Annotated in this window: 21 protein-coding genes and 1 tRNA gene; 7 read left to right on the plus strand and 15 right to left on the minus strand. The window is 64.1% G+C overall.

The features are described 5' to 3' along the window. The first annotated feature begins 171 nt into the window (after positions 1–171). Positions 172–393, plus strand: coding sequence for a hypothetical protein (locus G7007_RS07800; protein WP_181100483.1), 222 nt, complete (start codon positions 172–174; stop codon positions 391–393). 798 nt (positions 394–1,191) lie between these two features. Here G7007_RS07800 and G7007_RS07805 read toward each other — a convergent pair. Both G7007_RS07805 and G7007_RS07810 read right to left on the minus strand, forming a co-directional pair. After that, a tRNA-Leu gene (locus G7007_RS07805) sits at positions 1,192–1,276 on the minus strand. Between the two features lie 50 nt (positions 1,277–1,326). Next, positions 1,327–1,578 carry a hypothetical protein gene (locus G7007_RS07810; protein WP_181100484.1) on the minus strand — a complete coding sequence of 84 codons (252 nt, stop codon included), beginning with the start codon at positions 1,576–1,578 and terminating at the stop codon, positions 1,327–1,329. Positions 1,579–1,762: 184 nt separating this feature from the next. Between G7007_RS07810 and G7007_RS07815 the strand changes: the two genes are divergently transcribed. Genes G7007_RS07815 through G7007_RS07825 form a run of 3 tightly spaced genes read left to right on the plus strand, consistent with a single transcriptional unit; the run spans position 1,763 to position 4,759 of the window. Next, positions 1,763–2,932 (plus strand): two-component system sensor histidine kinase NtrB, encoded by a 1,170-nt coding sequence (locus G7007_RS07815; protein WP_181100485.1) that lies wholly within the window; start codon positions 1,763–1,765, stop codon positions 2,930–2,932. Next, on the plus strand, positions 2,929–4,374 hold the full coding sequence (locus tag G7007_RS07820) for an ATPase domain-containing protein (protein ID WP_181100486.1): 1,446 nt from the start codon (positions 2,929–2,931) through the stop codon (positions 4,372–4,374). The genes G7007_RS07815 and G7007_RS07820 overlap by 4 nt, the downstream gene beginning before the upstream one ends. A 19-nt stretch (positions 4,375–4,393) precedes the next feature. Continuing rightward, the gene (locus G7007_RS07825; protein ID WP_181100643.1) at positions 4,394–4,759 is read left to right on the plus strand and encodes a response regulator; all 366 of its coding nucleotides are present in this window, start codon (positions 4,394–4,396) and stop codon (positions 4,757–4,759) included. A 64-nt stretch (positions 4,760–4,823) separates the two neighbouring features. Here the strand turns inward: G7007_RS07825 and csrA are convergent, their stop codons facing one another. The 6 genes from csrA to G7007_RS07855 form a co-directional block, all read right to left on the minus strand. Then, positions 4,824–5,021, minus strand: a complete 198-nt coding sequence (csrA, locus tag G7007_RS07830; RefSeq protein WP_181100487.1) for a carbon storage regulator CsrA — start codon at positions 5,019–5,021, stop codon at positions 4,824–4,826. Positions 5,022–5,289: 268 nt separating this feature from the next. Beyond that, entirely contained in the window at positions 5,290–6,309 is a 1,020-nt protein-coding gene (locus tag G7007_RS07835) for a DNA topoisomerase IB (protein ID WP_181100488.1), read from the minus strand. 63 nt (positions 6,310–6,372) lie between these two features. Next, on the minus strand, positions 6,373–7,461 hold the full coding sequence (modC, locus tag G7007_RS07840) for a molybdenum ABC transporter ATP-binding protein (RefSeq protein WP_181100489.1): 1,089 nt from the start codon (positions 7,459–7,461) through the stop codon (positions 6,373–6,375). A 1-nt stretch (position 7,462) separates the two neighbouring features. Beyond that, positions 7,463–8,143 (minus strand): molybdate ABC transporter permease subunit, encoded by a 681-nt coding sequence (gene modB, locus G7007_RS07845; protein WP_181100494.1) that lies wholly within the window; start codon positions 8,141–8,143, stop codon positions 7,463–7,465. Continuing rightward, positions 8,143–8,901 (minus strand): molybdate ABC transporter substrate-binding protein, encoded by a 759-nt coding sequence (modA, locus tag G7007_RS07850; RefSeq protein ID WP_181100495.1) that lies wholly within the window; start codon positions 8,899–8,901, stop codon positions 8,143–8,145. The genes modB and modA overlap by 1 nt, the downstream gene beginning before the upstream one ends. 203 nt (positions 8,902–9,104) lie before the next feature. Further along, positions 9,105–9,422, minus strand: coding sequence for an RcnB family protein (locus tag G7007_RS07855; RefSeq protein WP_181100497.1), 318 nt, complete (start codon positions 9,420–9,422; stop codon positions 9,105–9,107). A gap of 114 nt (positions 9,423–9,536) precedes the next feature. On the opposite strand from G7007_RS07855, the gene G7007_RS07860 reads away from it, so the two are divergent. Continuing rightward, positions 9,537–9,887 (plus strand): hypothetical protein, encoded by a 351-nt coding sequence (locus G7007_RS07860; RefSeq protein ID WP_181100498.1) that lies wholly within the window; start codon positions 9,537–9,539, stop codon positions 9,885–9,887. Between the two features lie 69 nt (positions 9,888–9,956). Here G7007_RS07860 and G7007_RS07865 read toward each other — a convergent pair whose 3' ends face one another. Next, positions 9,957–10,646, minus strand: a complete 690-nt coding sequence (locus G7007_RS07865) for a sel1 repeat family protein (RefSeq protein ID WP_181100500.1) — start codon at positions 10,644–10,646, stop codon at positions 9,957–9,959. Between the two features lie 276 nt (positions 10,647–10,922). Next, on the minus strand, positions 10,923–11,573 hold the full coding sequence (locus G7007_RS07870) for a LysE family translocator (RefSeq protein ID WP_181100501.1): 651 nt from the start codon (positions 11,571–11,573) through the stop codon (positions 10,923–10,925). A gap of 162 nt (positions 11,574–11,735) precedes the next feature. Between G7007_RS07870 and G7007_RS07875 the strand changes: the two genes are divergently transcribed. Then, positions 11,736–12,671, plus strand: coding sequence for a LysR substrate-binding domain-containing protein (locus G7007_RS07875; RefSeq protein ID WP_181100506.1), 936 nt, complete (start codon positions 11,736–11,738; stop codon positions 12,669–12,671). Here G7007_RS07875 and G7007_RS07880 read toward each other — a convergent pair. The 3 genes from G7007_RS07880 to G7007_RS07890 all read right to left on the minus strand — a co-directional run bounded on the left by G7007_RS07880 (position 12,668) and on the right by G7007_RS07890 (position 15,086). Beyond that, positions 12,668–13,816 carry a M14 family metallopeptidase gene (locus G7007_RS07880; protein WP_181100508.1) on the minus strand — a complete coding sequence of 383 codons (1,149 nt, stop codon included), beginning with the start codon at positions 13,814–13,816 and terminating at the stop codon, positions 12,668–12,670. The two genes, G7007_RS07875 and G7007_RS07880, sit on opposite strands and share 4 nt — an antisense overlap. A gap of 51 nt (positions 13,817–13,867) precedes the next feature. Next, positions 13,868–14,383, minus strand: a complete 516-nt coding sequence (locus G7007_RS07885; protein ID WP_181100509.1) for a DUF4880 domain-containing protein — start codon at positions 14,381–14,383, stop codon at positions 13,868–13,870. Between the two features lie 388 nt (positions 14,384–14,771). Continuing rightward, a complete protein-coding gene (locus tag G7007_RS07890) occupies positions 14,772–15,086 on the minus strand; it encodes a DUF6124 family protein (RefSeq protein ID WP_181100511.1) in 315 nt (104 codons plus the stop codon). Between the two features lie 88 nt (positions 15,087–15,174). On the opposite strand from G7007_RS07890, the gene G7007_RS07895 reads away from it, so the two are divergent. Beyond that, the gene (locus G7007_RS07895; RefSeq protein WP_181100513.1) at positions 15,175–15,876 is read left to right on the plus strand and encodes a LexA family transcriptional regulator; all 702 of its coding nucleotides are present in this window, start codon (positions 15,175–15,177) and stop codon (positions 15,874–15,876) included. A 17-nt stretch (positions 15,877–15,893) separates the two neighbouring features. Here the strand turns inward: G7007_RS07895 and G7007_RS07900 are convergent, their stop codons facing one another. Continuing rightward, complete coding sequence (locus G7007_RS07900) at positions 15,894–17,885, minus strand: acetyl/propionyl/methylcrotonyl-CoA carboxylase subunit alpha (protein WP_181100515.1); 1,992 nt, start codon at positions 17,883–17,885, stop codon at positions 15,894–15,896. Continuing rightward, positions 17,882–18,691: a gamma-carboxygeranoyl-CoA hydratase gene (locus G7007_RS07905; protein WP_181100517.1), complete on the minus strand. Its 810-nt coding sequence runs from the start codon at positions 18,689–18,691 to the stop codon at positions 17,882–17,884. The genes G7007_RS07900 and G7007_RS07905 overlap by 4 nt, the downstream gene beginning before the upstream one ends.

The following is an 18,691-nucleotide window of genomic DNA, read 5'->3' on the forward strand; positions in this document are numbered from 1 at the left end:
GTGCTTCTGAGTATGTGCTTCACCCCGACCGGCCAACGTATGACCGGGTCCAGTTAGCGGGCCTAGCATGTAAAGACGAGTGCTCGTTAGAGGGGCGGCTGGACCCCAGTATGGATTTTCGTCAAAATAGCGTTCTAAATCTATCATTGAATGGAATCATCGAGGTAGAAAATGCAGAGGTCCCTTTCTGACGTAGAGCAAGAGCGCGATGTAGATGAATGGGAAAAGCTAGACGCATTGCTGGGGAAAGCAATGGAAGCCCTGACGCTGTACCGCCATGCATTGGATCTTTCCGCCCCGGCAGACACACTCGACTTACTGCGTGAGAATGTTGATCACTACGTCGAAAAAGTTGAAGCCATGAGACGCAAACTGGGTGAGCAGGATTGGTAGTTGATCAACCGAGCTCGGATTGTCTCGGCAAGCCCAGACTTGAGCGGCAATGCTGGTTGTGGCGCAGACGCCCAAGGCCCAGCCCCCCAACTATCGCCAAAGGCCTGGCAGCCCCCTTCTGCTCGCATGGGCTAATGAGCGAACGGGAGAGCAGTGCGAGCGCGAGTACGACGGGCTTGACGGTGTGACAGCTCGCTTGAAGCAGTAACTTTGCTAGTCTAGGTTCTATCTGCGAAGCCTGGGGCCTGTGGTTCTCTCATCATGAAAAAGACGTTCAATGATCTGGTGCTGACTGGTGAAAGCCTGATCTGCTGTGCGCTCACCGCTACCCGAGAGGTCAGAGCAGCCGAAGCCCTGAAGAAGTCGCCCGCCTGCAGCTGTTGGCAGACTCAGCCTATGAGGCAGCGGCCGGTTACCAATGCCATGCGGCCGGGTTGAGTGAAACGACAATCCACTGACGGAGCAGGATCATGGGGGATAATCAGGTTATGCCAGATCACCCGCTGTATCTCCAGGCCAGGAACGCCCATCGGGACTACCTAGAGACGAAGGAGCGCGGAGAGAACCAGCGGCCACGGTCGAAAGGCTGCGCCTGATCTATGAGGCGCAGATGAAGGCCGCGACCCACTACCATATGCACGGCGGTACGGAAACACTACGTGTACAATGACTCGCCATCATGCTCATGGATGAAGCCTCATCCAGGCGCAGCGCCAACGAAATAGTACACCGGTTAGTACATTGCCTAAGCCTAAACGAAGAAAAGCCCAGTAAACACTGGGTTTTTCTGCCTTGATCTGGTGCCCCGAGCCGGACTCGAACCGGCACACCTTGCGGCGGCGCATTTTAAGTGCGATGTGTCTACCAATTTCACCATCGGGGCACGATGTGAAGCGGCCAATTAGACACCGAAAGGCCGCGCAAATCAATAGCTTAAGCCGAGCCGGTGGTCTGCCCGCCGTCTGTCTGGGGCTCGGGGGCCATGGCATCGGCGATGCCGCGCAGTTCGCTCACCGAGGCCTGCAGGTCATGAATCTGCCGATGCACCAATGCGACATCGGCCTGCTGCGAGCTGCGACTCAGGTAGGCAGCATGGCCCTGCAATGCCTTGGAGATGGCGTCGAGCTCGCCAGCGGTGCGTCTGAGGTCTTCCTGCAGGCTTTGCATACGGTGGGGTGCGGACATGGACGCTCCTGGTTGGCACGTGGACACTACGTCGAATGTGGCGACTATAGGGCACTCCTGGCAGGGTCGCCATGCTTGTCTGTGTGCCGACGCCCTGCGGGACCGATACGGTCGGTCAATGCTCGCACCCGGCGCACGGCTGATGTACTCTGCCTGTCGAATTCTCATGCGGTAGGAAGCTTCCATGGTGTCTGGCGACCGCCTCGATTCTGGTCACGATCAGACCAATGCCTATGAGCAGCTCGTCCAGGCGGTGATCGACTATGCCATCTACCGGCTCGACCCCAGCGGCCGCGTGGTGTCCTGGAACAAGGGCGCGCAACGTATCAAGGGGTACGCGGCCGACGAAGTGGTCGGCCAGCATTTCTCGCTGTTCTTCACCGAGCAGGACTGCGCCCAGGGTCGCCCCGACACGCTGTTGCAGCGCGCCTTGCGCGAAGGCGTGTCGCAGGACGAAGGCTGGCGGGTGCGCAAGGACGGCACACGTTTCTGGGCACTCGTCGCGCTGGACGTGATACGTGACGAGCACGGTGCGATTGTCGGCCTGGCCAAGGTGACGCGCGACATCACCGATCGCCAGGAGGCCGCCGCGCAACTCGACGCCATGCGCGCGCAACTGTTCCAGGCGCAGAAGCTCGAAGCGCTCGGACAGCTCACCGGCGGCCTGGCCCACGACTTCAACAACCTGCTGACGATCATCCTCGGTTCGGCACGCTTGGCCTTGACCCATCAGGATCCGGCGCGTATCGGCATGTTGCTCGAGCACATCGTCGCAGCGGGCGAACGAGGCACCCAGCTGACCCAGCAATTGCTGAGCTTCGCCCGCCATCGGCAGCTGGAGGTGACGGCGATCGCACCGGCGGCCGTGATCGAGTCCACCCATGGGTTGATCGGTCAGGCGCTGCCCGAGGGCATCACGTTGGCGCAGGCGGTGCAGCCGGGGTTGCCGTTGATCGAAGTGGATGTCGGGCAGTTGCAGATGGCGTTGCTGAACCTGGTGTTCAACGCCCGGGATGCCATCGATGGCCAAGGCACGATCAGCCTGCGTGCCGACCGGGTCGCGCTGCACGGCGAGCCGGACGGTCTGCAGGGCGACTATGTCAAATTCGATGTCTGCGACACCGGCCACGGGATTGAACCTGCAGTGATGACGCGGGTCTTTGAACCGTTCTTCACCACGAAGGCGTTCGGTAAAGGCACCGGGCTTGGCTTGAGTCAAGTATATGGATTCAGCAAACAGAGTCAGGGCACCGTCCATGTGCGAAGCACGTTGGGCGAGGGCACCTGCATGAGTCTTTTTCTACCGGTCTGGACCGGTCAGTTCGATGCGACAGGACACAGGTCACGCACATGATTGAAACACTCAAGCGCCTCACCACAGGCATCGCAGGACTGGACGCGTTGCTCAAGGGCGGTCTGCTGACGGGCGGTGCCTACATCGTTCAAGGCAATCCCGGGTCTGGCAAGACGATCATGGCGAACCAGATGGCCTGTCATCATGTACGCCAGGGTGGGCGTGTCCTGGTCGGGACCTTGTTGGCCGAGTCCCACGATCGCCTGTTCCAGTACTTGTCCGGTCTGTCGTTCTTCGACCCGGCTCTGGTGGGGCGAGAAATCCAGTATCTGAGCGCCTTCGGCACGCTGGAGCAGGAAGGCCTGCCAGCCGTGGTCAAGCTGCTGCGGCGGGAAATCGGTCGCCAGCAGGCGAGCCTGCTGATCATCGACGGCCTGCTCAACGCGCGTTCGCGTGCCGACAGCAGCCTGGACACCAAGAAATTCATCTCCGAACTGCAGGGGCATGCGGCCTTCGCCGGCTGCACGGTGTTGTTGCTCACCAGCTCGCGTCTGGAAGAGGGCAGCCCCGAGCACACCATGGTCGACGGTGTGATCGAACTGAGCGAAATGCCCCTGGGCAGCCGCGCGGTCCGTCAGGTGCAGTTGCGCAAGACCCGTGGCAGCAGTGCACTGTCGGGTGTGCACGAATGCGAAATCACCCAGGACGGCCTGCAGGTCTATCCCCGGCTGGAAGCGCGCTACAGCCGTCCCACGCACTTGGACGAGGCAACCTTGCAACGGATCTCGAGCGGCACCGAGGCCCTGGATCGCATGATCGGTGGGGGGCTGCCGGAAGGGGGCGTGACCCTGGTCCTGGGGCCGTCGGGCATCGGCAAGACGTCGCTCGGCCTGAGTTTCCTGGCGGCCGCCACGCCCAGCGCGCCGGGCTTGCATTTCGGGTTCTACGAAACGCCACCGCGGCTCTTGCTCAAGGCCGCTGCGCTGGGGTTCGACTTCGCCACGTTGGCTGAAGAGGGCGCCCTGCACTGGTGCTGGCAACCCACCACCGAAGGGTTGCTCGATCAGGTCGGCGAACGCTTGTTGCACCATGTGGATACCCATGGCATCAAGCGTGTGCTGCTCGATGGCCTGGGCGCCTTCGGCCGTCTGGCCAATGATCCGACACGCCTGAACGAGTTCTACCGTGCGCTGACCAGCGAGTTGCGCGCGCGCAACGTCAGCAGCATGGCCACCTGGGAAATGCGCGATCTGCTCGGGACGTCGTTCACTGCACCGGCCCCTGATCTGTCAGGCATCATCGACAATCTGGTGCTGATGCGCTTCGTGGAGCAGGATGCCAGGCTCAAGCGCGTGCTTTCGGTGGTGAAGGTGCGCGACAGCGATTTCGATCCTGCCTTCTATGAAGTACTGATGCAGGCCAAAGGGCTCGACCTGCGCAGGTTCTTCGGCGGTGGTACCGCGATCGATGCGGGCTTGCCGGTGCACAGTGCGAACCTCTGACCCCATGACCGGCCTGGGCATGCCTACCATCCTGGTGGTCGATGACGAGTACCTGATCGCCGACATCCTCGGGTTCGCACTCGAGGACGAAGGCTTTCAGGTGCATACGGCAAGCAATGGGCGCGCCGCGCTGGAAGTGCTCGCTGTCCAGCCGATCGATTTGGTGATCACCGACTACATGATGCCCGTGCTCAACGGTCAGGAATTGGTGGCCGCCATTCGTGCCGAGCCCGCCTTGTCGACGCTCCCAGTCATTCTCATGAGCGGTGCCCAAGCCAGTCAGGCACAGATCGGCCCCACGGCGTTCTGCGCGGTGTTCGAAAAACCCTTCGACGTCTGGCGGATGATCGCCACGGTGCGGGAGCTGCTAGAGGGAAGACGGTGAAAATCATGCGCTGCCCGGCGGGACGGACAGGCAAGCGCATCAAAAGGTAATGAAGCAGGTCGACTCAGCGCGGTTCGTCCGCTCGCTCTGGCGCTGGGCTGCCAGCCTGGATACGTTTGAAGATCTCTTCGCGGTGCACCTGGACATCTTTGGGCGCGTCGATGCCAATTCTCACTTGCATCCCTTTGACACCTAGAATGGTGACCTTGATGTCGTCATTGATGACGATGCTTTCGCCAACCTTGCGGGTGAGTATCAGCATGTACTTCTCCTTGGTAATGAACTGCGCCGTACAGAGGGTCCTGTCACGGTCGGGAGCGGGGCCCCATGGCCTTGTCCCTCTTCCTAATCATTAAAGACGTTCGCGACGCGGAGTAATTCCCTTCGAGGTGAAATCTCCTGCCGGTCTTCGTTGCAGGAATCGGCGATTTCCGTGCTGGAAACCGCTTGGCGAGGTGCTCTGGTGCCAAGGATAGGGGGCTTCGCCGCAGATGGGAAATTTCTCTGAATCATGGTCGAGATAGACGGACTCAATCGACGACCACATCCAGGGTTTCCAGAAACTTGAGCAACACTACTTCCTCCGGTTCCAGGCCTTTGCGAGCACGGCTGTGACGCAGCTCGGCCAACTTGCCCAGGCTGAAATGTTCGAGCACGGCCGGGTGGATGTAGCACTTGCGGCATACGGCGGGCGTGTTACCCAGCTTTTGGGCGACGTGTTTGACGATGGTCGCGACATGCTGCTTGGCATGGGTGGGGGGTTCCCAGGGCAATGGTCTGAGCAGGTCCAGCGCCAGTACACTGCCGGCCCAGGTCCGATAGTCCTTGGCGGTGAAGTCGGCACCGGTCAATTGTTGCAGGAACTGGTTGATGTCGCTCGAACCGACGCTGTGACGCTCGCCGTGTTCGTCCAGGTACTGGAACAAGGACTGGCCCGGCAGCTCCAGGCAGCGCTTGAGCACGGCCGCCAGGCGTCGGTCGCGCAAGGTGACGTCGTGGTCGACGCCGCTCTTGCCACGGAAGTGGAAGCGGATGGTATGCCCCTTGACGTCCACGTGGCGGTTGCGCAGGGTCGTCAGCCCGTAGGACTTGTTGTCGCGCACGTAGCGGTGGTTGCCGATGCGGATCAGCGTGCTGTCGAGCAGGCTGACCACCAGTGCCATGACCTTCTCGCGATCGAGACCGGGCCGCGCGAGGTGCTGGTCGATCTGCTGGCGCAGTTTCGGCAGGGCCTGGGCGAAGGCCAGCATGCGGCCATACTTGTGTCCGTCGCGCAGGCTGCGCCACTCCACATGGTAGCGGTATTGCTTGCGTCCGCGGGCGTCGCGACCGGTCGCCTGCAGATGGCCCTGCGGGTCCCTGCAGATCCACACCTCGGTATAGGCTGGCGGGATGGCCAAGGCCGCGATGCGTGCGAGCACCTCGGCATCGCGCACACGCTGACCATCGGTGTCGAGGTAGATGAAGCGATCACGCCAGCGCTTGCGGCTGTAGCCGGGGTGCGTGTCGTCGACGTAATGCAGGGAAGGAGGCAGCAGACACTCGGGCATGGCAGGGTCCGTTTCGAAGGGGTCATTCGATGGACAGCAGTGGCCGGTCAGCGTGCCGCGTTTTCAGCCGAGCAGTGCCACCGACTTGATCTGCGCCCACAAGGTCTGGCCCACGTGCACGCCCAGGTGATCGGCCGAGTAGCGGGTGATGCGCGCCAGCAAGGGTTGCCCGGCGGCCCCCAGTGCCACCAGCAGGTGCGCCGGATTCTCCGCCGCCTGGCAGGCGCGCACGGTCACCGGCAGGCGGTTGAGGATGCTCGAGGCTGGGTCGTCGGCCAGGCTCAGGCTCACATCGCGCGCCTGCACCTGCACACGCAGTCGGCTGCCAGGGGGGCGCGGGCCGTGGGCGATCCGCAGGCAGGTGTCATGGCCGGGCAGGCGCATGTCCAGCAGCTGGTAATGGGCGTCATGGCCCATGACCTCGACCTCGAGGGTCACGCCAGCGTCCTCGGCCTGCACCAGCGCCAGGTCCAGGCGCGCCAGGGTCTCGGCGATCGGCCCGCTGGCCAGCGCCCGACCCTGCTCGAGCACTATCAGATGATCGGCTAACCGTGCCACCTCGTCCTGGGCATGGCTGACGTACACCACCGGGATGTCCAGTTCGTCGTGCAAGCGCTCCAGGTACGGCAGGATCTCGCGCTTGCGCGGCCCGTCCAGCGCGGCCAGCGGTTCATCCATCAGCAGCAGGCTGGGGCTGGTCAACAGCGCGCGGGCGATCCCCACGCGCTGCGCCTCACCGCCCGACAAGGTGGCGGGGCGGCGGTCGAGCAGGTGCGCGATGCCCAGCAAGGCGCAGGCCTGCTCCAGCTCCACCTTGCGCTGCGCCTGAGCGATGCGTCGCCAGCCGAACATGAGGTTGGCGCGCACGTCCAGGTGCGCGAACAGGCTGGCTTCCTGGAAGACGTAGCCGATCGAGCGTCGATGAGGCGCCAGGAAGTGCCCTCGGGCGCTGTCCTGCCAGACCTCGCCATTGACCTCGATGAAGGCCTCGTCGGCTTGCTCCAGGCCCGCCAGGCAGCGCAGGATCGTCGTCTTCCCCGAGCCGGATTGACCGAACAGCGCACTGACGCCGCGGCCCGGCAGGCTCAGCTCGACGTCCAGCGCGAAATCCTTGCGTGTCAGATGCAGAGTGACCTGTAGCGTCCCGTGCATGTCAGCTCCAACTGCCGTGACGGCGTCGACCGGCGTACAGCACCAGCAACACCAGGAAGGAAAACGCCAGCATGACGCCAGCCAGCCAGTGGGCCTGGGCATATGCCATCGACTCCACATGGTCGAAGATCTGCACCGACACCACCCGCGTTGCATCGGGGATGTTGCCACCGATCATCAGCACCACGCCGAACTCACCCACCGTGTGGGCGAACCCCAGGATGCCCGCGGTGACGAAACCGGGACGTGCCAAGGGCAGAACCACATGCACGAACCGATCCCAGGGCCCCGCGCGCAACGTGGCCGCCACTTCCAGCGGGCGTTGGCCGATAGCACTGAACGCGTTCTGCAAGGGCTGGACCACGAATGGCAGCGAGTACACCACCGAGCCGATCACCAGCCCCGTGAAACTGAACACTACGGTACCCAGGCCCAAGGCCTGGGTCGCCTGGCCGATCCAGCCATGCGGGCCCAAGGCTATCAGCAGGTAGAAACCGATCACCGTGGGCGGCAGCACCAGCGGCAGGGCCACGAGGGCGCCGACGGGGCCGCGCCACCAGGAGCGGGTACGCGCCAGCCACCAGGCGATCGGCGTGCCGATCACCAGCAGGATCAGCGTGGTCAGGCTGGCGAGCTTGGCCGTCAGCCAGATCGCACCCAGGTCACTGGCGTCGAGCGGCATCAGATGTCATAGCCGTAGGACTTGATCACTTGGGCGGCCTTCGGGCCTTTGAGGTAGTCCATGAACGCGCGGGCCGCCGGGTTGTCCTGGCCTTTCCTGAGGATGACTGCATCCTGGCGAATCGGCGTATGCAAGGCAGCAGGCACGATCCAGGCGGAGCCGCTCTGCAGCGTGCCATCCTTGTAGATCTGCGACAGCGCGACGAAGCCCAGTTCGGCGTTGCCGGTCGAGACGAATTGGTAGGCCTGGGTGATGTTCTGGCCTTCGACCCGCTTGTCGAGCGTGGCCTGGGTCAAGCCGAGCGTGTCCAGCACTTGCGTGGCGGCCAGGCCGTAGGGGGCGGTCTTGGGATTGGCGATGGCCAGGTGCTTGAAATCGCCGCGCTTGAGGACTGCGCCCTGGTCGTCGACATAGCCGGGCGTGGGCGACCAGAGCGCCAGGGTGCCGATGGCGTAGGTGAAGCGCGAGCCTGGCACGGTGGCATTTTCCTGCTCGAGCTTGGCGGGCGTGGTGTCATCGGCGGCCAAGAACACATCGAATGGAGCGCCATTGTTGATCTGCGCGTAGAACTGACCGGTGGCGCCATATGCGGCGACCAGGGTGTGGCCGGTGTCGTGTTCGAACGCCTGGGCGAGGGCCTTGACCGGCGCCGTGAAATTGGCCGCAACGGCGACGTTCACTTCGTCGGCTGAGGCCGTCTGGGCACAGGCGAGGGCCAGCAGCAGAGGAGCCGCAAGATGGGAGAGCAGAGGGCGCATGAAGGAGGGTCCTGGATTTTCGTTATAGACAGGACTATATAGCGATACAGGCGCCCACGGGAAGAGGGTGCCTTTGACGGTGAAGGGAAGTGATGGGAGCAGAGAAGCGAGGTTCAGGCGTCACGGCTTTGCAAGGCCACGGAGTGGGTCCGGCTGGTGCCTCGATTGCTCACCAGCTGAACAGTGACATGTGCAGCAGTCGGTCACTTTTTCTTGGGGACGATTTCCATGATCACGCCATTGGTAATCTGTACCAGGACGTAATGATCATCGATATTCACCCAATGGCTGACCTCGTCTTCCGGTGCCTTCAGTCCTTTGGCTTTCCAGTCCTTGATGGCCGCTTCATCGCGCTTGTACTGATCGGGGGCCTTGTCGCCCACCTCCAGCTCACGATTGCGGGTCTGGTCGCTCTGGATGGTTTCATCCGACTTGCCAGCATCGGCGGCCTGGGCGGCCATAGGCAGACACGCGAAGGTGCCAGTCAGCAACAGTGCGGACAACAGATGGCGAGTATTCATGCGATTTTCCTTTCTGACATGGCATGTACCCTATCCGACAGCGGCAGGACGGGAACAATTCACTCGATGTGCAGGTGGGTGCTAGAGTCGGCTCTTTTTCAAGGAGTGCGACAGATGCGACTGATCCTGACGATGGGCGCGGCGATGCTGCTGGCAGGGTGTGCGTCCTCGGTGATGCAGGACGCACGCCTGCGTGCGCCGGATGCGCGAATGGAGTCGGCCAAGACGCCGGTGCAGGTCGCCCAGTGCATTCAATACAGCTGGCAGGACGAGCGTATCTTTGGGGTGGATGCCAGTGGTTACCTGGAGGCGCGTGAAGGGGGGGTGTACACCGTGCATGTGCGTGATGCGGAGGTGTTCGTGGATGTGCAACCGCATGCGGGGGGCAGCCAGGTCGATTTCTATGCCCAGCATCAGGGCGGCGCTGCACTACAGCGTCGTGCAACGGCCGCCACGTGCCTGTGAGGCACGCGCTCGCGATCGGGCCCGGGCAGGCAGGGGCAACGAATCCGCCGCCCACCATGGGCGCAGGCGTCAGTGATTGCTCAGCAGCCGCCGTTGCGCCGCCGCGCAGCCGTTGATCTCCACCGCCTTGAGCAACAGGTCCTGGCGTTGCGAGGTATCCAGGTCCCCCAGCAAGCGATAGACCTCGGCCTGATAATCCCGTTGTCGACCCCACTGCATGGCCAGCCCCTGGGGGCGGTCGCGGCTGCACTCCAGGCGCACCGCAGGCTGCGGATAATAAGCTGCATACAGTGTGGCCATGCCCGCAATCGCCTGCAGGGCATCGCGATAGCTGGCGCTGGCATTGAAGGGCGGGCACCAGGTGGCGATGGCCGGGGCGGGCGGTGCGAAGCCCTGCTTCAGGCTGGCCTCGAGCAACGGGCAGGCGGCATCGGAAATCTCGTCGGCTGGCAGATAGTTCATGTAGTACAGCGCCAGCCGGTACTGCGCCACGGGGTGGCCGAGGCTCACGGACTTCTTCAGCAACGCCACTGCGGTCGGCAGTGTCCGTGCCATGGCCTGGCCTTGGCGGCTCAACTCGGGATCGTTGTCCGCCGTCTGCAAGGGGCTGGCGTCTTCCTGCACGTCCGCCTGCTCCAGCAAGGGCAATGCCTGCCGGTAGAGCAGGTCGGCATGTGCGTCGATGTGCACCTCGACAGCCGACGCGGCGATCGGCATGAGGGTGGCCAGCAGGGCGGAAACGGCCCGTGCCCTCGTCATGGGCACGTCCGCAGGACAGGGGGCATGTCGGCAGGACGCCGGGGCGAACGGGCGATATCGGTATTCATGCGGGTGTCGTGGCGCCTCGGCCTATCTGGGCTACAGGGGGCTATTCTAGCCACGCTCGGCTGTTCGCCGAAAGCCATGGCGCTCGCCATTCGACCTGACTGGACAGGCGGAGGCGTTCGGCACCGACTGGGCGTGGCGTGCAAATGCCCATCCGACCGCTTTAGCGCCGGCCCCGTCGACAGCGGTGTCCACTCATCGGCCCGCCGGTCAAGACGCCTGCCCCCACCCTGCGTGCAGGTTGTGCAGCAGCCCGAGCAAGGCGATCAGCAGCAAGGCGCTGCCCGATATCAGGCTCACGCAGCGGACATGCCGTACCGACGCCAAGCGGCGAGCAAGCGCGATGTACAGGCCCAGCACCGATAGGTCGATCAGCACCCACAACCCCGTCAGCACGGCCAGGCTGGTTCCGAAGGCATCGGTCACCTGGAGAAACTGGGCGAAGAAGGCCACGAAGAACAGGATGTCCTTGGGGTTGCAGAGGCCGACCAGAAAGCCTTGCTGCAGCCCACTGGATCGAGCCGGCGCCTGCCTGTCCAGCGACGCCGCTGGGGCATCGGGCGCAGGCGCAGGGGCCAGGCCGCCGCGTACGGTCTCGATACCCAGGTAGCCCACGTACAGGCAGCCTGCCAGGCTCAACCCCATGAGCCAGGCCGGATCGAGCGCTGCTCCCGCGACGATGGCCCAGGCGGCCACGGCGATCAGGATCAACGAGGCCGCATTGCTGCCCAGGGCAGTCATCCATGCCTGTCTCGCGCCATGACGGGTGGCCGCTGCGAGTACCAGCGCGACGACTGGCCCAGGCGTGGCGATCAGTAGCAGGACAGTCGAGGCATAGGTGACGAGCAGGGCAGTGTTCAAGGAAGGACGCTCCAGAAGGGTCAGGGGCGCGTCACGAGGACGCGTCGAGGGCAAGTCACGGAGAGAGGCGACATGGTCCAGCATTCTCGAGCGCTGCAAGCCGGTTGTAAAAGACCTGGAACTGGGCCTGACGATAAGTGCAGCTAATGATAGAGTCGCGCCATGTCAGAACGTATTCCTGCCCTGCAAGCCCTGCGCGCCTTCGAAGTGGCGGCTCGCCATGGCTCGTTCACCCGTGCCGCCGAACAGCTGTGCATCAGCCAGGGTGCGGTCAGCCAGCACGTCAAGACCGTGGAAGCCCTGTTCGACTGTGCCTTGTTCGAGCGGCGCGGGCCGAAACTGGCGCTCACTGAGCATGGCCGCTCGTTGGCCATGCAACTGGGTGCCGGCTTCGCCCTGATCGAGGAAGCCTGCGCGGTGCTCAAGCGCGAGCGACATGGTATCCGGCTCAAGGCGCCGTCCACCTTGAGCGTGCGTTGGCTGTTACAGGCCTTGAATGCCTTTCAGGCACAAGCCGACGGAGACGATGTGCACTTGTCGAGCGTGTGGATGGACATCGACCAGGTGGACTTCCAGAGCGAGCCGTACGACGGTGCCATTCTGCTGGGCAGTGCCCAGGGCCGCGAGGGCGCCGACAGCACCTTGCTGTTCGACGAGTGGCTGGTCCCGGTGTGCAGCCCGCAGTATCCGATCGATGCCCACCTGGGGCTGGCGACTCTGAACCGGTGTCAACTGCTGCACCCCTCGCTGGACCGACGTGACTGGCGACGCTGGCTGGCCGCCGTAGGCGGCACGGGTGTGCAGATCACGCGGGGTCAGGTCTTCGACACGCTCGACCAGGGCATCAGCGCTGCCGTGCAGGGGTTGGGCGTCTCGGTGGTGGACCTGACGCTGGCCAGTGACGAGCTGGCCTGTGGCCGTCTGGTCATGCCGTTTCGGCAGGCCGTGGCCACCGGCGATGGTTACCGCTTTCACTGGCCGCGCAACAGCCCCAAGCGCGCGGCGCTCCAGCGGTTGTGCGATTTCCTGCAGCAATGTCCGCCGGCACGGTTCACCGACGGGGTCGTCTGGTGCGACGGCCAGGGCGCGCAGCGTTAACGCAGCTCGCCAACCAGCTGCCCGAGGGTCTCGAGCACGGCGCCGGCTAGGGTCTTCGAGCGCTCGCCCGACCAGCCGGTCAGTGCGTTGGGGGCATCGTCATGGTCCTTGAACGGCATTTCCAAGGTCAGCGACAGGCAGTCATAGGTCTGCCCCACGGCATTGCAGGCCAAGGTCATGTTGGCCTGCCCGGGCTCATCGCGCAGGTAGCCGTGCGTGGTCTGAAAGTCCTTGGTGACCGCGCAGAGCGTCTCGCGAAAGCGTGTCTCCAGATGGGCGATACGCGGCGTATAGCCCGGATTGCCCTCGCAGGCGGCCACGAAGACGTGTGGAATCTCTTCGTCACCGTGCACGTCGATGAACGCATCCACGCCGTGCTGCTGCATCTGCGCCTTGGCGAAGAACACTTCGGGGCTGTCTTCGAGGCTGGCCTGCTGCCAGGCGCGATTGAGGTCCACCCCCTTGAGGTTGGTGCGCAGGTGGCCGTGCCAGGCGCCATCGGGGTTCATGTTGGGAATCAAGTACAGGTCGGCCGCGTCGAGCAGGCGTTGGATGTCAGGGGTCGGGGTGACCAGGGCCTCGATCAGGCCTTCCATGAACCATTCGGCCATGTGCTCACCGGGATGCTGCTGGGCGATCAGCCAGAGCTTGCGCTTGTGCGCGGCGCCGTTACCCACGCGCAGCAGAGGAATGTCCCGGCCTTCGACGCTGCGCCCGCTCGCCAGCAGCGTGATGTCAGGACGGGCCAAGGCCTGGTCGATCAGTTGATGGTGACGCGCGCGCGGGTATGGCTCGAAGTAGGCGAACCAGGCGGTGCTGTCTTGCGCGCCGAGCGTGAAGGACAACGCCTGCCCATCGAAATCGCTGGGGACACGGAACCATGTCTGCTGATCGTGCGAAGCGACGGCGCGGTAGCCCTGCCAGGCGGTCGGGTACGACGAGTGCCCGGCGTTTTCCAGCACGAAGCGGTAGACCTGACCAGGCACCAGCCCTTCGACCTTGAAATGAAACCACTGAAAGTGCGCGCTGACCGTATCGGGACGGATCTTCAGGCGAATGTCAGCGGGATCGTGGGCGTCGATCACCTCGATGTTGCCAGCGTCGAAGTCGCAGTCGATGTGCAGCGGAAGCAGCGTCACGGTCATGGCCAGGCTCCTGTGGCGTTTCTTGTGCCGCTACTGTACTACCGCTGCCGCTCAGGCCCAATAACCGAGCGCCAGCGTTGCGGCCAGGCTCAGGGCAAGGGCCAGCAGGCCGCCGCTGAGCGAGAAGGCCGCGCGACCGTGCCGGTACCAGCCCTCCGGGCCGAGCGGCCGAGTGCAGGCGATCAGGCTGCGCCAGTGCAATTCAGTGGCGCGAAAGGCGCGCAGGTGGTCGGGATGGGCGTCCAGCCAGCGGCGAAAGTCGATGCGCTCGCAAGCGGTCACCTGCGGGCTTTGCAGCCGCACGTACCACTGGCCAGCGCAGCGTGTGGCGGGATCGCGTACCGGGTTCGTGCCGCGCAGGGCCTGATGCATCAGGTGCTCGACGTCCTGCACCGACAGGCCGAGCCGCTCGCCGATCTGGCGAAAATCCAGGCCATCCAGGCCGTTGAGCAACCAGACCTGCTGCACCCGCCGTGGCAATTGCCTGAAGGTGTGAACGCATGCCGCTTCCTCGAGCGAGGCGCAGGCGTCAAGTTCATGGCGAAGGGGCAGTAGAAGACGGGTCATGGACAGCTCCTTGCTGAAAAGGACATGCGACAACGTCCAGATCCGGGCACCGAAAAGACGATCGATTCTCAAGTGCTGAGGTAGGAAACGTTGCAACATCCGTTCACGAAATGATCGAGGCTTGCTATCATCGCCCGCAACACGGTCACCTGCCTTCATTAGCCTGAAGAGCCAAAAAAAAGACCCAGCGAAAAGCCGGGTCAAGAACCGTGATTAGCCTGATGAGGAGATAATCTGAGCGTCCGACCTGAGGGCGTTCAGGTTACCCAGCAGATCTCGCGATCTGCTAGGTGCAATAATAATCGTTATCATTTGCCCGTCAAATGTTTTTTTGCCGCCCGGTTAAAATCATGTCTGACGCTGGACGCCGAGCACCGTGTTCGCTCGTCTACTCCCGCACCTGCGCATGGGCCTGGACATGATCCAGCAAGGCACGCGCCATGTTCATCATGTGCATCAACGCGAACAGCAATTCTCGGGAAGAACCCTGCTGAGCGCTGGCGGATTCTCCGGCTGTGGTCGCAGCGCAACGCAGCAAGTTCATGGCCTGTTCCTGTGCCTGTTCACACGTGATGTCGGGATGTAGCGTCCAGAGGGGGGCGTCGAGGTCGATCTTGGCAGTGGGTGGGTTAAGATAGAAATCCAGCGCCCGGCGGGCGGCCTCACTGTCCAAATCCTTTTCCAGATATGTTGATGGTTTCATCCTGTTACCTTTGATTGCCTGGCAGGAAAATACGAGCCCCACATACTAATACCCTTCGTATTCGTAGTGACGGTAAAAATAATACATTATGTGTATTGAGCGTCGATGGGCAGTCCGTATCGTGCCTGCCATGGAAAAATGGATCGCCTTGGTCAAGGCCAAGATGCGTGAGCTCGACATCACGCAAGAAAAACTCGCCGAGCGTGTGGGTGTCACCCAGGGCGCGGTAGGGCACTGGCTGCGCCGCGAGCGGCAGCCCAAGCTGGACATGATGAATGCGGTGCTCGATGCGTTGGGCATGCCGCATTTGCAGGTTCGCCTGCACATCGTCCCTCAGGGTGAGCAGGTCGCCGAGCAGGTGACGTCCTATGCAGCCTCCACCGACGAGACCTTGGGCGCGCTGGCCGATTCGATGGGCTTTCATTATCCGGTGTTCGCCTGGCTCGAACTGCAGGGCGAGCGGCCGGCCGACAGTCTCGTTCACCAGCTGTCCGACTACAACGCCCGCGGCAAGGCGTTCTGGCTGCGGGTCGAGAGCGATGCGATGAACGCCCCGAGTGGACTCAGCGTACCGGAAGGCATGCTGATTCTGGTCGATCCAGGCGTGCCGGCTGCCCCAGGTCGCCTGATCGTTGCCCGCCAACCTGGCATCGGTGCGGTGTTCCGGCAATGGGTCGAGGAAGGCGAAGCCCGTTACCTGCGCCCGCTCAACCCCATGTACCCCACGGTAGCCTGCGACCCGGCACTGGAGATTCTCGGCGTGGTCATGCGCGCCCACGCCCGCTTCTGAAAACGTCGCGGCCCGCCTCAGCCCGGTGACGACGCGCCTGGAGCGTCTGCCGGCGTGTGCGGCTCCAGCGCCACCAGCACCGCGCCTTCGCTGACCATGTCGCCTTCGCGGCACGCCAGGACGGTCACCGTACCGGCGAAGGGCGCACGCATGCTGTGCTCCATTTTCATCGCCTCCACGACTACCAGGGACGCGCCGGCCTCGACGGCCTCGCCGACCTGCGTCATCACCCGCACGATGCTGCCATTCATGGGCGCGACCAGGCTGCCCTGATGCACCTGTCGAGGCGCCTGCGCAGTGTCGGCCCGATGACGCCGGACCGTGCGGTATTCCCCTTGCCAGTGCACGTAAAGTGTCTCCCCCTGGCGGAAGACCGCATGCCGCGTGCCGACGCCCTCGTGTTCGACCCTCAGGCTGCCCTCGGCGTAAGACATGCCAGGCGAACGGCGGGGGTCAAGGGTGACGGTCTGGGTCTGCTCCTCGCAGGTGAGCGTCAGGCAGGCGACGCTCGGTAGGCCCAGTCGCACCCCATCCAGGCGCGCCCAGGGGCTCCAAGGGTCGCGTTCGTCGATGCGCGCAGGACAGGTTTCCAGCCAGGCCCGTGCGGCGACGGCCCAGAACCTCGCACACAGCGGGGGCGCCTCACGCAGCAGTGTTGCGTGAAAGCGCGGGATGAAGCCCGTGTCCAGTTCGCCTGCCGCGAACGCCGGATGTGCCAGGATGCGCTGGAGGAAACGCGCATTGGTCCGCACGCCGGCGATCACCAGCTCGTCGAGCATCGCCAGCAGGCGCAGCCGGGCCTGTTCGCGGTCCTCGCCCCAGGCGATGAGCTTGCCGAGCATGGGGTCGTAGTAGGGCGACACCGTGTCGCCTTCCTCGACGCCACTGTCGATCCGACGCCCGATACCAGGCGCTGGCTCGCGGTAGAGCACCAGGGTGCCCGTGGCGGGCAGGAAGTCATGGGCGGGGTCTTCGGCATACAGCCGGACTTCGATGGCATGTCCGTTCAGGGGGACGTGGGACTGCTCGAGCGGCAGCGTTTCGCCGCGCGCCACGCGGATCTGCCACGCCACCAGGTCCAGGCCAGTGATCGCCTCGGTCACGGGATGCTCCACTTGCAGGCGGGTGTTCATCTCCATGAAGTAGAACGCACCTCGGTCGTCGAGCAGGAACTCGACCGTGCCCGCGCCGACATAGCCGATCGCTTGCGCTGCGCGTACTGCAGCCTCGCCCATGGCCCGGCGCAGGCGGGCGTCCAGGCCTGGGGCCGGTGCTTCCTCGACGACTTTCTGATGGCGCCGTTGAATCGAGCAGTCGCGCTCGTTCAGGTACAGGCAGTGCCCGTGCTGATCGGCGAACACCTGGATCTCCACATGGCGCGGGTCGAGCACGTAGCGTTCGAGCAGCACGCGCGCATCGCCGAACGACGCCTGTGCCTCGCGCTGTGCCGATGCCAGCGCCTCGGCCAGGTCCGCTTCGCGCTCGACCACTTTCATGCCCTTGCCACCTCCACCGGCGCTGGCCTTGAGCAGCACCGGGTAGCCGATCTCGTGCGCGGCCTGGCGGAACCGCTCCAGGCCCTGATCGTCACCGTGATACCCCGGCACCAGCGGCACGCCCGCCGTGTGCATCAAGGCCTTGGCCGCCGACTTGCTGCCCATCGCCTCGATGGCGCTCGACGGCGGGCCGATCCAGATCAGCCCGGCCTGCTCGACCGCCCGGGCGAAGGCAGCGTTCTCCGACAGGAACCCGTAGCCGGGGTGGATCGCCTCGGCGCCACTGGTACGCGCGGCCTGTAGCAGACGATCGATGTCCAGGTAGTTCTCGGTGGCCTTGGTGCCTCCCAGGTCGACGCACTGGTCGGCCTCACGGGCATGACGCGCCGTGCGATCAATGGCGCTGTGCACGGCGATGGTGGTCAGGCCCATGACCTTGGCGGTACGCAGGATACGGCAGGCGATCTCGCCACGGTTGGCGATCAGCAGGCGAGTCAGGGCAGGGCGGGTCATGGGCGCGCCTCCAGAGTGGTCTGCCAGTCGGGACGACGTTTTTCCAGGAAGGCGCGCAGCCCTTCCTGACCCTGCGGGCTGACTCGCACGCGGGCGATGGCGTTCTCGCAGTGCCGGCGCAAGGCCGGTGTCAGGTCGGCTGACTCCACCTCGCGCAGCAGGTCCTTGCAGACGCGCATGGCCTGGGGGCTGTTGAGCAGCAGGGTGTCGATCCACGTGTCCAGACGCTGCTCCAGCGCCGCTCGCGGGCAGGTGTCGGCGAACAGACCCAGCGCCCGCGCCTCGTGTGCGTCGAAGCGCTCGGCGGTCAAGGCATAGCGACGGGTTGCCCGCTCGCCGATGGCCTTGACCACGAACGGGCTGATGACCGCCGGGACCAGGCCGATGCGCACCTCCGACAGGCACAACTGCGCATCCTCGGTGCCCAGGGCCATGTCGCAGGCGCTGATCAACCCCAGCGCACCCCCGAATGCCGCGCCATGCACCACGGCCAGGGTCGGCAGCTTGAGGCGGGCCAGGCCGTACATCAGTTCGGCCAGCTCGCGGGCATCGTCCAGGTTGGTGTTGAAGTCCAGGTCCGCCGACGCCTGCATCCAGGCCAGGTCGGCGCCGGCGCTGAAATGCTTGCCGCGCCCGCGCAGGATCAGAAAGCGCAGGGCCGGGTCCTCGCCGACCTGGGCGATGGCCATGATCAGCTCGCGAATCATCTGGGCGTTGAAGGCGTTGTGCTTGTCTTCGCGGCTCAGCCACACGGTGGCGAAGCCACGCGGGTCTCTGACCAGTTCCACGGTATCGAAGTCGTTCAT

This window comes from Pseudomonas entomophila (assembly GCF_013523125.1).
GTDB classification, from domain to species: Bacteria; Pseudomonadota; Gammaproteobacteria; order Pseudomonadales; family Pseudomonadaceae; genus Aquipseudomonas; species Aquipseudomonas entomophila_B.